Origin of the sequence: Streptomyces sp. 2323.1 (assembly GCF_900221035.1) — a bacterium.
Lineage (GTDB): Bacteria > Actinomycetota > Actinomycetes > Streptomycetales > Streptomycetaceae > Streptomyces > Streptomyces sioyaensis.
Genome location: NZ_LT907981.1, coordinates 3,402,836 through 3,415,281 on the forward strand (window position 1 = coordinate 3,402,836; position 12,446 = coordinate 3,415,281).

Annotated in this window: 12 protein-coding genes; 7 read left to right on the top strand and 5 right to left on the bottom strand. The window is 69.6% G+C overall.

Going from position 1 to position 12,446, the window contains the following annotated elements:
• The first annotated feature begins 47 nt into the window (after positions 1-47).
• On the top strand, positions 48-1,859 hold the full coding sequence (locus CPH93_RS14140; RefSeq protein WP_096213056.1) for a bifunctional metallophosphatase/5'-nucleotidase: 1,812 nt from the start codon (positions 48-50) through the stop codon (positions 1,857-1,859).
• A gap of 115 nt (positions 1,860-1,974) precedes the next feature.
• On the opposite strand, the gene CPH93_RS14145 is transcribed toward CPH93_RS14140, so the two are convergent.
• Together CPH93_RS14145 and CPH93_RS14150 are read right to left on the bottom strand one after the other, a co-directional pair.
• The gene (locus CPH93_RS14145; RefSeq protein WP_096213057.1) at positions 1,975-2,793 is read right to left on the bottom strand and encodes a class I SAM-dependent methyltransferase; all 819 of its coding nucleotides are present in this window, start codon (positions 2,791-2,793) and stop codon (positions 1,975-1,977) included.
• A 14-nt stretch (positions 2,794-2,807) separates the two neighbouring features.
• Positions 2,808-4,148 (bottom strand): helix-turn-helix domain-containing protein, encoded by a 1,341-nt coding sequence (locus CPH93_RS14150; RefSeq protein ID WP_096215436.1) that lies wholly within the window; start codon positions 4,146-4,148, stop codon positions 2,808-2,810.
• 262 nt (positions 4,149-4,410) lie between these two features.
• On the opposite strand from CPH93_RS14150, the gene CPH93_RS14155 reads away from it, so the two are divergent.
• The 5 genes from CPH93_RS14155 (at position 4,411) to CPH93_RS14170 (ending at position 7,365) form a co-directional block, all read left to right on the top strand.
• Positions 4,411-4,785, top strand: a complete 375-nt coding sequence (locus CPH93_RS14155) for a DUF6415 family natural product biosynthesis protein (protein ID WP_093484565.1) — start codon at positions 4,411-4,413, stop codon at positions 4,783-4,785.
• A 101-nt stretch (positions 4,786-4,886) separates the two neighbouring features.
• Positions 4,887-5,381 carry a hypothetical protein gene (locus tag CPH93_RS14160; RefSeq protein WP_096213058.1) on the top strand — a complete coding sequence of 165 codons (495 nt, stop codon included), beginning with the start codon at positions 4,887-4,889 and terminating at the stop codon, positions 5,379-5,381.
• Between the two features lie 158 nt (positions 5,382-5,539).
• On the top strand, positions 5,540-5,665 hold the full coding sequence (locus tag CPH93_RS37265) for a hypothetical protein (protein WP_256332004.1): 126 nt from the start codon (positions 5,540-5,542) through the stop codon (positions 5,663-5,665).
• Positions 5,666-6,026: 361 nt separating this feature from the next.
• The gene (locus CPH93_RS14165) at positions 6,027-6,575 is read left to right on the top strand and encodes a protein kinase domain-containing protein (RefSeq protein ID WP_331716989.1); all 549 of its coding nucleotides are present in this window, start codon (positions 6,027-6,029) and stop codon (positions 6,573-6,575) included.
• 154 nt (positions 6,576-6,729) lie between these two features.
• The gene (locus CPH93_RS14170; protein ID WP_096213060.1) at positions 6,730-7,365 is read left to right on the top strand and encodes a MerR family transcriptional regulator; all 636 of its coding nucleotides are present in this window, start codon (positions 6,730-6,732) and stop codon (positions 7,363-7,365) included.
• Positions 7,366-7,445: 80 nt separating this feature from the next.
• On the opposite strand, the gene CPH93_RS14175 is transcribed toward CPH93_RS14170, so the two are convergent.
• The gene (locus CPH93_RS14175; RefSeq protein ID WP_096213061.1) at positions 7,446-8,333 is read right to left on the bottom strand and encodes an SDR family oxidoreductase; all 888 of its coding nucleotides are present in this window, start codon (positions 8,331-8,333) and stop codon (positions 7,446-7,448) included.
• A 397-nt stretch (positions 8,334-8,730) separates the two neighbouring features.
• On the opposite strand from CPH93_RS14175, the gene CPH93_RS14180 reads away from it, so the two are divergent.
• Complete coding sequence (locus CPH93_RS14180; RefSeq protein ID WP_096213062.1) at positions 8,731-10,119, top strand: LmeA family phospholipid-binding protein; 1,389 nt, start codon at positions 8,731-8,733, stop codon at positions 10,117-10,119.
• A gap of 39 nt (positions 10,120-10,158) precedes the next feature.
• Here the strand turns inward: CPH93_RS14180 and CPH93_RS14185 are convergent, their stop codons facing one another.
• Together CPH93_RS14185 and CPH93_RS14190 are read right to left on the bottom strand one after the other, a co-directional pair.
• The gene (locus CPH93_RS14185) at positions 10,159-11,631 is read right to left on the bottom strand and encodes a HAMP domain-containing sensor histidine kinase (RefSeq protein WP_093484560.1); all 1,473 of its coding nucleotides are present in this window, start codon (positions 11,629-11,631) and stop codon (positions 10,159-10,161) included.
• Positions 11,628-12,362, bottom strand: a complete 735-nt coding sequence (locus tag CPH93_RS14190; protein ID WP_093484559.1) for a response regulator transcription factor — start codon at positions 12,360-12,362, stop codon at positions 11,628-11,630. Before CPH93_RS14190 ends, CPH93_RS14185 begins: the two co-directional genes overlap by 4 nt.
• Positions 12,363-12,446: the final 84 nt, after the last annotated feature.

Consider the following 12,446-nt stretch of genomic DNA (forward strand, 5'->3'; position numbering starts at 1 on the left):
TCGACAATAAGCTTCCGTCCGCTCAGGACCATCCAGGAGGGGAACACATGCCAGCGAGACCACAACGGCGCCGCACCATCAGCAGATTGACGATCGGCGCCGCCGTACTGGCCACGGCCGCCACGGTCACCGCCGCCGCCCAGCCGGCCGGCGCCGACACCCGCCACGGCGCCCGCGCCGGCCGCACCGTCGATGTGCAGCTGCTCTCCTTCAACGACTTCCACGGCAACCTCGAACCGCCGCAGGGCTCCTCCGGCACCGTCGAGGAGCTCCAGCCGGACGGCAGCAAGAAGAGCGTCGCGGCGGGCGGTGTCGAGTACCTCGCCCAGTCGCTGCGCACGGCCCGTAAGGGACACCCCTACTCGGTCACCGCGGCGGCCGGCGACCTGGTCGGGGCCAGCCCGCTGTTGTCGGGGCTGTTCCACGACGAGCCGACCATCGAGGCGATGAACAAGCTGGGCCTCGACGTCACCTCCGTCGGCAACCACGAATTCGACGAGGGCCGGGCGGAACTGACGCGCCTGCAGAACGGCGGCTGCCACCCGAAGGACGGCTGCTACGAGAAGGGCAGGAAGTTCCGGGGCGCCGACTTCCCGTACCTCACCGCCAACGTCACGGACGAGAAGAGCGGTAAGACGCTGCTCAAGCCGTACAGCGTCTGGCAGCACAAGGGCGTCAAGATCGGCTTCATCGGCGTGACGCTGGAGGGCACCCCGAACGTCGTCAGCGCCAACGGCGTCAAGGGCCTGAAGTTCCATGACGAGGTCGAGACGATCGACAAGTACGCCAAGGTCCTCGACCGGCAGGGCGTAAAAGCGATCGTCGCGCTCATCCACGAAGGCGGCCTGCCCGCCTCCACTTCCTACAACTTCAACTGCGACAGCCCCGGCCCCGGCGCCGGCATCTCCGGCCCGATCACCGAGATCGCCAAGCACGTCACGCCGAAGGTCGACGCGCTGGTCACCGGCCACACCCACCAGGCCTACGCCTGCACCATCCCGGACCCGTCCGGGCGGCCGCGCACCGTCACCTCCGCCGCGTCCTACGGCAAGCTCTACACCGACACCACGCTGACCTACGACCGCCGCACCCGTGACATCGTGCGGACCAAGGTCAAGGCGCCCGGTGCGGTCAACCACGTCGTCAACCGCACCCAGCCCAAGGCCGCGGACCTCACGTCGCTGATCGCCCGCTGGAACAAGCTGGCCGCGCCGGTCGCGAACCGTCCCGTCGGCCATATCTCCGCCGACATCGCGGGCCGCGGCGCCGACGCACCCGAGTCACCGCTCGGCGACGTCATCTCCGACGCCCAGCTGGAGGCCACCAAGGCGGCCGACAAGGGCGGCGCCCAGCTCGCCCTGATGAACCCCGGCGGCATCCGCTCCGACCTCGCCTTCAAGTCGTCCGGCTCGGAGGGCGACGGGGTGGTCACCTACGGCGAGGCGTTCACCGTCCAGCCCTTCACCAACATGATGAACGTCGTCGACCTCACCGGCGCCCAGCTCCTGACCGCCCTCCAGCAGCAGGTCAGCGGCCCCAATGAGGCCTCCCCGAAGATCCTCCAGGTCTCCAAGGGCCTCACCTACACCCTGGACATGAAGCAGTCGGGCGCCGACCGCATCGTCAAGGACTCGGTGAAGCTGAACGGCGCCGCCCTCGACCCCGCCAAGACCTACCGCGTCGCACTGAACGAATTCCTCGCCGGCGGCGGCGACGGCTTCCCCGTCCTCAAGGAAGCCAAGAACAAGTACGTCGGCCAGTCCGACCTGGAAGCCCTCACCGCCTACCTGACCGCCCACTCCTCGGCCTCCAACCCGCTCACGCCGCCCAAGGCGGACCGGATCACGGTCGTGAAGTAGCCCCGACAGCCGATCGGCGCCTCTCGACGCCGTCGGGCGCCGACTCGGCTCCCCTCGCACACCGCGTCCCCGCTCCGCCTGCGTGCCGGGGCGGGGACGCGGTCGTCGGCGAGACTCACCCGGTACAGACGAGCATTCCGCCAAGACACCCGATCTCGAAGACGCCATTCCGCTCGATGCGCTCAGACACGATCTCCCGGGCCCGCTCCACCGTTTCCTCGAACGGGACGGCATGCTGAGCGGCCCACGCGCGGTACGACGTCATGTGAGCGATGACCGGCTCGGGACTGCGCACGGCGATGGTCCCCGGTAGCTCGATCGTCTCGACCTTGTCGAACACCTCGCTGAGCAGCCCTGATGCCTGCTCCAAGGAGAAGCGGGCACTGAGGGAAATCCGGGCCGGCCCCTTGTCCACGCCGAGCACGTCGCCCGCAGAGCGCTCCCACAACTGATCGAGTTCCGCTTTGTCACGGGCGCTGTTGGTGGACGCCATCACGACTCCGCCCGGCTTGACGACGCGGGCGAGTTCTTCGATCGCCGTCGGAATGTCCTCGACGTGGTAAAGCATATGAAGGGCCAGCGCACCGTCGACGCTTGCCGACGCCAAGGGGAGCTGCGCGGCGTCGGCAACAGCCACGGGACGCGGCACTCCGGCGAGGATCCCGAGCGAGACATCGAGGCCGAGCAGCCGCATGTCGGGCCGGTCACGCCGCAGGCGCGCGATGAACCTTCCGTTGCCGCATCCCACGTCGACGACCGTGCCTCGCGTCCCCTGCAACTGCTCGACGACGATGCCCGGCAGGTCATAGCGCGGCGTTTGCCACTGATAGATCGACTGCCGAGCGGAAAGGTCCTGCCCGGTGTTGTAGGCACTACCGGTAAGGATTGCGCGATCGGTCACGGCGGCGTGGTGCTCGGCGAAAGGGTCGGTCACGGCAGCGGCTCCGATCAGTCAGCGGCGGGCAGTGCCGCGGGCGTAGCGGCGTTCATGAGGCGTTCGCGCAGGTGGGCGATGCGTGGTGAGCCACGGTACTGCGCGGCTCCCAGCTCGCCGGCCAAAGCTCCGAGCCGGTTGAGGATGCTGGCGGAAAGCTGCGCCGGACCGGAGTCCAGGACGGCGCCGAGCAGCACCTCGGCTGCGTCGGTTTCACCCGCGAGCATGTGCCCACGAGCGAGGTCGAGGTTTGCGGCAAGCACGTCGAATGTCGAGCGGTCGTCGGCTGCGGCCACGCGGTACAGGTCGACTGCCGTCGCAGCGCAGTCGATCGCCTGCTGCACATGGCTGGGCCCACCGATGGCCAAGTGCGTGGTCCCGGCGTACGTAAGTTGCTTGGCCGTCGGGAAGCTGAAAACGCCAGGCATCGCCTCTGGCCCCTGCATCGCATCCCTGGCCTGCTCAGCTGTCACCAGCGCCGCGACGGCGCCTTGAGCGTCACCGGCGACGGCGAGAGCCCTCGCCTCAAGGCTCGCGAGCCGAACTCCCACGCTCCCGGCGGCCGAGTAGCGCTGACCGTGCTGGGCGAGGTCCGCCGCTCGCTGCGGGTTGTCGTTCCAAAAGGCAATGAGCGACTCAATCGACCTGACCCATGCTTGCATCTCGTGGTGTCCGGCAGCCTCCGCGCAGGACCAAGCGGTACGCGCATGACTGCTGGCGGAGTCGTAGTCGCCCGCGTCGAGGCAGACGTGGGCCGACAGGCCGCACAGCCTGCTCGCGGCCACTAACAGGTCGGACGTCTGCTGTGGCCGTTGCCGACCCCGCAGCAGTTCGAACGTCTCGTCACGCAGCTCGCGAATCTCGGCGTACAGCTCTTTCAGCGGACGGCTGACGAAGTGCCGAGCAAGCCGGGCAACATCCGCTTCGAGCTGCTCGATCGTGGTCTCATTTGAGTTCGTCGACGCGATGAATTGCGCGAACCTCGCCGACTGGGCTGCGTCCGCGGCGAGCGCGCAGGCGGACGGAGGCACAGCTGCTCGCCCGGCAGTGACCATTGCAGCCGTCGGGGCTGACGGGGACGCCTTCCCGGGCTCCTCTGCCTTGCGCCGCCGACTGACAGCATGGGCCTGGTCCAACAGCGCGGGGTCGACACCGAACACGCGCGCCAAGAAGCCGCGCGTTCTCTCGGAGGGCAGACGCACCTCGCGCTCGTACCTGCCGATTTCCTTCCCTGTCATCGTGGACGCTGAACTGCCCTCGACCTCGTTGAACTCCGCTGCGATCTTCGCCTGCGTCACCGATCCGCGAGCATGGCGCAGCCGAACGAGCAACTCCCCGATACCTGACTCGTTCATGCCGCCCCCCAAGCACGTCTGTACCGGCCCCCCCATATTGGCCCCCCAATTGGCCCCCTTGCGGGCTCCCGACCCAAATGAGCGACGGCAGTTAACTGAAGACATGCCGTCACGAAACGTCAGCACTGCACCTATGTGGACGCCTCCAAGCATCGGCACCCCGCGCGCGCCGCTGCCCAGTCCTCCCGAACCTGCTCCGGAAAGCTGCCGAGTGCCGTCACATTCCGGCGCTGACGCGCGATCGACGGCTGAAGGCTCCACAGTGAAGCCGCAACAGCTGGAGTCGGCAGGCGAGGCAACCGCAACAAACCTCAACGGAATCGACCTCGACACCGTGCGGTTCACGATCAGCCGCGCACGAGGTCAGAGCAATGTGCCGCTGCACTACGGCGAGCTGACCGAGCTGGAATCCGAACTCTGCGGCTACATCGACCGGTTGCTGCCGTCCGCCAAAGGGGCCGTCGACAAGCTGTGGCACGGCGGCATCGCATGGCATCAGCGGATTTCCCGTTTGGATGGCATCGAGCGCCAGGTCGGACAGGGCTTGGGCACGGGTGTGCTCTCGGCGCACGTACAAGTGCAGCAGCTAGCAAAAGACTGCCAATGGCTCATCGATCACCAGGGGCAGCAGCAATGACAGACGCGTTAAGGACAAGCCTGCCGAAGGTCGCCCCTGGTCGGAAGCAGCGAACGCCACAAGCGCCTTGGAGCCCGCCCGCGGGCACCCAGGTGATCCCCGTGCGGATAGGCAAGATCCTGGACGTAGTCGAGGCCCCCGACATCGTCGGCAAGGCAATGCTGGCCATGGGGACCACTCCCGTCCCACACATGGTCACCCCGGATGACGCCACGGTGCACTGGCTGCTCCCGCGCGGCGCCGCCCACCGTCGCCCCTGGCCCTGGGCTCGCATCTCCCGTTACGTCCGGGTACTCACAAGCCTTGAGGAGCTCGGCATACCGGGAACCGACCTCACCGACGGGCCCGGACCGCACTGGGCGTATCCGGAGGGGTGGGGCGGCGGCCACCTCGCTGATGAGTGGCTCGTGGAAGACCTCGCCGTCTGCACGCTCATGCACCTCGGGCAGCCGGCACAGCGCTGCGAGCTGTGCCCCGAGCCCCTGTGGGCCGAGGACGGTGTACGAGTCGTTCTCCCGCGCAGCTCCTTGCAGCAGCTCTCCAGTGACACCGTCCGCGTGCACGCACAGTGCGCCCGAACGCAGGGCCTCGCGTGACCGTCGCTGCGGGCCCAACACCCACCACATCACCACCTGAGCGCCTCGGCGGCCGCAAACCGAGGGCGACAGCCCGTCCACCTCCCCCGGGCGGGTCAGCACATGCACAACGGATCGGGGAGAGCCCCCGAACCGGACGATGTGAGGAGGTAACAGCCTTGACTCTCAAGGAATCGCTGAAGCGCGCAGGAACCGTTCGCGGCGGTGGTGAGGACGACGACGATGGCGGGGGTGGCAACCCGCCGACGGGCGACTCCGACGACGGGCGCGACTACCTGCACTGACCGGCAGTAGTCTCCCCTGACCTGTGGGGCCGATCCCCTTATCCAGGAGGTCGGCCCCCACCGCCGAGAGGACTCAGCCATGCCCAGCCAAGGACCATTCGCTCTCCCTGGCCACGTGCAGAGTGTTCTCACGCCCCTGAGCCAACGACTCGTCATCAACCGACGCGGCTCCACCGTCTGGGACGTACGAACGCCCGATGGCCGCTTCGCTGTCAAGCTGGGCTACCCCAGTCAGACACACGCGTGGACGGCCTGGGCCCCCGCCCGAGAAGCCCTCATCCTTCGCCAACTCATCTCCGAGGAGGTGCGGTTCGGAGAATGGGAGGAAGGCACGTGGAGCGCGCAGCCATGGCGTGATGGCGTGTCTCTCTACAACTTGTGGGAGCCCCATCGACACGCCAAGGAGCCCGTAACCCCCCATCCCGATGAAGCGCTGTCATGTGCCGCTGCGCTGGCAAAGCTGCACCATCGCGGATGGGCGCACGGCGACGTCCAGCCCAACCACTTCGTCATCGGGCCTACCGAAACCTTCCTCATCGATCTCGCTCTGGCGCACGGCGGCGAGGTACCCGAGAGCTACGACTTCCGATACCGGGGCTGCCTGGTCCATTACGAAGCGCCGGAGATCTCGCGGAGCATCTTGGAGAGGGGCACCGCCGTGCCGACGAAGGAGGCCGACGTCTACGCGCTGGGCGCCTCCCTGTTCATCTCCGCCACCGGCTGGAGGCACGTCTCCTACCCGGACGACGCCAGCCGGAAAGACCAGCGGCAAGCCATCGTGGACAAGCCACACCGGCCGGTCAATGTGCCGGGCAGGCAAGGCAAGCTCATTGAGCAGATGATGAGCCGCAACCCGGCCGACCGACCGAGCAGCGCAGAAGTCTGTCAAGAACTGCGTAAGGCACGCTGACCGCTCGCCAGCCGCTGCGCCGCCCGCTCCCCGCGCCGGCCCACGGGCTCGACTCCCCATGCCGCAGCCAGACCGGCCGGCGGCATGTCGATGTAGACCGACTCGTACGAACCTGCTTGAGTAGTGCCACTATCCAAGGGGAAGGTGCAAGAGCATGCGGCTGGCGGAGCTGAGCGAGCGCAGTGGTGTGTCCACCGCCACGATCAAGTACTACCTGCGCGAAGGGCTGCTCCAGCCCGGGCGCCGGGTCTCCGCCACCCAGGCCGAGTACGGGGAGGACCACCTGCGGCGGCTGCGCCTGGTGCGGGCGCTGATCCAGATCGGCGGGGTTTCGGTGGCCGCCGCGCGCGGGGTGATCGCTGCCGCGGAGGACGAGTCGCTGGACCACCACATGCGGCTGGGCGCGGCGACCTGGGCGCTGCCCTGCCCCGAGGAGCCGGCCGAGGACGACCCGGCGGTGCAGACCGCCCGCCGCTCGGTGGAGGCGCTGCTGGAGCGGCTGGGCTGGTCCTACGGTCCCGGCCTGGACATGCTCAACCCCGCCTGCCGGCAGCTCATCGACTCGGTCGCCGCGCTGGTCCGGCTCGGCTACCCCTGCGACACCGAGCAATTGCTGCCGTACGGGCAGCTGGCAGCGCAACTGGCGGTCACCGACCTGGACATGGTCGAGGAGCAGCCGACCCCGACCGGGCAGATCGAGGCGGCCGTCGCGCTGACGGTGCTGTACGAACCGGTGCTGCTGAGCCTGCGGCGCATGGCCCACGCGGAGGAGTCGGCCCGGCGGTTCTGAGGCGCCGCCGCCCCGTCCGCGACGACCCGCCGCCCCGAGATCGAAGGCGCCCCCTCAGGAGAAGGGGCGCCCCCACCCCTTCAGGAGAAGTCGGCCGCGTGGTCCCGGGCCCACTCGGCGTACGTACGGCCCGGGCGGCCGGTGACCCGTTCGACGGCGTCCGAGACGGGGAACGACGGCGCGTGGACCATCGTGCCGAACAGCCGGACCAGTTCCCGCGCGGCCTCCAGCGGCAGATGCGGCCCGGCCATCGCCTCGGCCGCCGCCTCCTCGGAGATCTGCTCGACCTGCGTCTGCCGCCCGGTCGCCCGTCCGATCTCGGCGACCTGCTGCGCCACGGTCAGCACCTCCGGGCCGGTGACGCGATACGCCTGGCCCAGATGCGCGCCGCTGCGGTCCAGCAGGGCCACCGCGGCGACATCGGCGAGGTCGGCCTCGTGCACGGGCGAGCCCTGGGCGCCGGGGTGTGCCTCGCGCACGACACCGGACGCACGGATCGACGGGGCCCAGGCGAGGGTGTTGGTGGAGTAGTTGCTGCCGCGGACGAAGGTCCACTCCAGGCCGGAGTCGCGCACCGTGCGCTCCACGTCGGCGTGCATGCGGGCGATGTGGTTCGAGTCGTCGGCAGCCGTATCGGTCACCGCCATCGAGGAGTTGAGGACGATCCGGCGGACACCGGCCGCGACGGCGGCGTCGACCAGCGCGGTCACGGCCTGGCCGCCGCCGGCCGCCAGATTGAGGAACAGCGCATCGGCGCCGGCCAGCAGCGGTGCGAGGTCCTGCGCACCGGTGAGGTCGGCGCGGACCGTCTCGGCACCGGCCGGCAGGGCGGCGCGGGCCGGATCGCGGGTCAGCGCGCGTACGGCGGCGCCGTCCGCGAGGAGCCGGTCGACAAGGCAGCGGCCGATGTTGCCGGTTGCCCCGGTCACTACGATCAAGGGGGCGGGGGCGCGGTCAGGAGAGTTCATGGGATGACGTCCGTCTTCGGGTTGTCGGGTCGATGATGGCTTGGTGGGTCGCTAAGTGGGTGGGGCCAGAGAGCAACGGCAAAAGGAGCAAGGGTCGTTGGGCAAGGAGCAATGCTCTGCGTGTGGAATGCAGGCAGTCATGGCGTACCGAGGAGCGACGAGAGCGCGGATCGTACGGGCTCGTTCAGGCTGGAAGGGGTGGGCCGGGCCGGTATCGGTCAACGGCCTCGGACACGTTGGCGCCCGTCGCTCAGGTCACCAAGGGGTGTGACGCTAGTTCAGTTCGTCCCACACGCAAGGCAATTTTTGCTCAAGGCCGAGGCCACAACTGGCACATAACAGACGTACTTCCGGGGCAACTTGCGTTCGAGGGGCCCGCTCATGGTGGGATGTACGGATGCGCACCCCCACACGCATACCCTCGCCCTCGCCCGCCGCGCCGCACCGCGCTGAGTCCTTTGCGGCGGGCACCCAGGACGACCCCGCCGGCGAGACCAGAAAGCTCACCCCGGTCACCCCGGCCAACCCGTATGCGGACCTGGCGGCCCTCGCCGACCCGGAGCCGGAGCCCGAGTCGGAATTCTCGTTCGATGCCGACGGGGTGCCGCGGCGCCGCACCTACCTCAACGAGCGCGACGACAGCGACGACCCGCTGGGCCTGGGGCTGCGCTCGGACGACGAGGTGGACCAGGCATGGAAGCCGCCGAACCACCGCCGCAAGAGCCGCAGGAAGCGTGGCTTCGGCCGCTTCGCGGCCATGGGGATCACCCTGAAACTGCTGGTCGCCGTCCTGGTCGGCACCTCGTTCCTGGCGCTCGGGGACCGGTTCGCGGTGCTGTACGCGCAGAATGCGGCCGCGAAGAAACTGAAGGACTCGCTGCATCTGAACGCCACCCCGGAAGTCGACATCAAGGGCTTCCCGTTCCTGACCCAGATCGCGGACAAGCGCGTCGACCAGGTCAAGGTGACCGTTCCCGACCTGGCCGCCGACCGGGTTTCGCTGGCCAAATTCGAGGCCACCGCGAACGACGTGGAGCTCGACGGCGACCTGCCCAGCTCCATCAAGGGCGCCACGATCGGCACGATGCACGGCAGCGTGCTGCTCGCGTTCGACGACATGAACCGCGAACTGGGCGCCTCGCAGGTCAAGTTCAGCGAGATGGGGCCCAACGCGGTCCGCGCGGTCGGGCAACTGCCGATCGCCGGCCATGACTTGCGCGTCCGGGCGGAGGCCCGCATCCACCGGTCCGGCGACCGCGGCATCTCCACCGACATCAGCCGGATGCGCCTGGACATCGGCGACATCGCCGTCTACCGCCCCGGCACCGGCAAGGAGGAGGGCCTGCGGCTGACCCGCAAGACCGCCGCCGAGCTCAGCCGGCAGGCCGCCAAGGTCAAGCAGATGCTGAGCATCCCGGCGATCGCCGACCGGATCGGCATCCCCAAGGCCTACATCCAGGACGCCCTGCGCAGCGAGGAGAAGCTGCACGAGCTGACCGGCTCGCCGCGCTTCATCCAGCAGCTGATGAAGGTCAATCTGGTCGATGTGGTCGCGGACCACCCCTGGCTGCTGCAGAAGGTCGGCATCGACCCGAAGATCCTCGGCACGCTGACCGGCCTGACCAAGCCGCAGCTCGCCGACCGGCTGTCGCTGTCCTTCCAGCTCCCCAAGGCGCCCGGGAACGTCCGGCTCCAGCACATCTCCGTCGAGCGGGACGGCATCCGCGCCGACATCGCGGGGTCGGATCTGCCGTTCGGGGACGCGAAGAAGCAGGAGAAGAAGTAGCCCGACGGGTCCGGGGCCGTCGGGCTGTCGCGGCGGCTCCTAAGCCTGTTGCGGGCCCGGCGCGCCCGGCGGTGGTGTCGCGGCGCCCGGCAGCGTCAGCACCGCCTCGGTGCCGCCGACATCCGCGGACCGCAGCCGTACGGCACCGCCCGCCTGCTGTGCCGTCCGCGCCACGATCGACAGCCCCAGGCCGCTGCCCGGCAGGCTGCGGGCGGACGGGGAGCGCCAGAACCGCTCGAAGACGTGCGGCAGTTCGTCCTGCGGAATGCCGGGGCCGTGATCGCGTACGGTCAGCTCCCCGCCGGCCAGCCGGACCTCGACGGTGCCGCCGGGCGGGCTGAACTTCACCGCGTTGTCGAGCAGATTGACCACCGCCCGCTCCAGCGCGGCCGGCTCGGCCCGTACGTACCAGGGGTGCAGGTCCGCCGCGAAGGTCAGCGTCGGGCCGCGCAGCCGGGCCCGCTCCAGCGCCGCGCCGACGATGTCGTGCAGCGCGACGACCGCGATGGCGCTCTGCCCCGGCTCCGGGGGCCGGGACAGCTCCTGCAGATCGCCGATCAGCGCCGCCAGCTCTCCCATCTGTGCCTTCACCGAGGCCAGCAGGGCCTCCTTGTCGGCGGGCGGGATCGGCCGGCCGGACTGCTCGCTGCGCACCAGCAGATCGATATTGGTCCGCAGGGAGGTCAGCGGCGTGCGCAGCTCATGGCCGGCGTCCGCGATCAGCTGCTGCTGGAGATCGCGGGACGCGGCCAGCGCCGCGGTCATGGAGTTGAAGGAGCGCGAGAGCCGGGCGATCTCGTCCTCGCCGTCGGCCGGGATCCGGATGGCCAGGTCCTCGGTGCGGGCGACGTGCTCGACGGCGTCGGTCAGCCGGTCCACGGGCTTGAGGCCGGAGCGGGCGATGCCCAGTCCGGCCGTGCCCGCGCCGACGACGCCCAGCCCCGCGACGGCCGCCAGCAGCAGCGCGAGGCGGTCCAGCGACCTGTTGGTCTCGGTCAGCGGGCGCGCGATGGACACCGCGAACTGCTCGCCCTGGACACCGATGTGCTTGGTCAGCACCCGGACGTCCGCTCCGCTCGTGGTGACGGCGTCGTGCAGGGTGTCCTGCTGCACACCCTGCGCCACCCCGACGTCCGCGCGCTGCACCTTCACCGGCTGGGAGTTGGGTCCGACGCACCGCGAGCCGTCGACCTGCACGATCTGGATGTTGTAGTCCGACGGCGGGGCGTTCTTGCTCTCCGGCGGCTCGGTGGACTGGCAGTTGGCATAGGTCACCTGGAGGTAGCCGGTCGTCACGAGGGTGTTCTGCAGCGTGTTGTCCACCTCCTCGCGCAGCTGGGCGCGGGTGAGCAGCCAGCAGGCCAGCGCGGAGACCGCCACCGCCACCGCCACCGCGGCCGCGGTGAGCAGGGTCAGCCGCGAGCGCAGCGGCAGCCGCGCGAAGCGTGCGCCGAGCCTGCTCGTCCTCGGGCCCGTGCCGCCCTCCGCGTGTGCGCCGGTGCCTTCGCTCATTCCGCGCCGCCGTCCGCCCGCAGGACGTAGCCGACTCCGCGGACGGTGTGCACCAGCCGCGGCTCGCCGCCCGCTTCCGTCTTGCGGCGCAGGTACATCACGTACACGTCGAGGGAGTTGGAGGTGGGTTCGAAGTCGAAGCCCCATACGGCCTTGAGGATCTGCTCCCGGGTCAGCACCTGCCGCGGATGGGCGAGGAACATCTCCAGCAGGGTGAATTCGGTACGGGTCAGCTCGACCGGCCGGCCGCCCCGGGTCACCTCGCGGGTCGCCAGGTCCATCCGCAGATCGGCGAAGCTCAGCGTCTCGCCCTCCTGGGGGGCGCCCCCGCCGGCCGCGTACGAGCTGCGGCGCAGCAGGGCGCGGATCCGGGCCAGCAGCTCGTCCAGCTCGAAGGGCTTGACGAGGTAGTCGTCGGCGCCGGCGTCCAGCCCGGTGACCCGGTCGCCGACCGTGTCACGGGCGGTCAGCATCAGGATCGGCACGGTGACCCCGTTCGCCCGCAGCCGGCGGGCGGCGGTCAGCCCGTCCATCCGGGGCATGAGGACGTCCAGCACGATCAGTTCGGGGTCGCCGGACGCGACCTTCTCGACCGCGTCCAGGCCGTCGACCGCCTGCTCGGTCACGTACCCCTCGAAGACCAGTGAGCGCTGCAGGGCCTCCCGGACCGCGGGCTCGTCGTCGACGATCAGGATGCGGGCGGGGTGGTCACCGTGCTCGGCAGGGCTCATGGGTGTGGCTACCTCGGGTGGGATCAGGAACGGCTGCTCTTCAGCCTTGCACGACGACGGGAATCCAGCGGGGGTGGCGCGAGG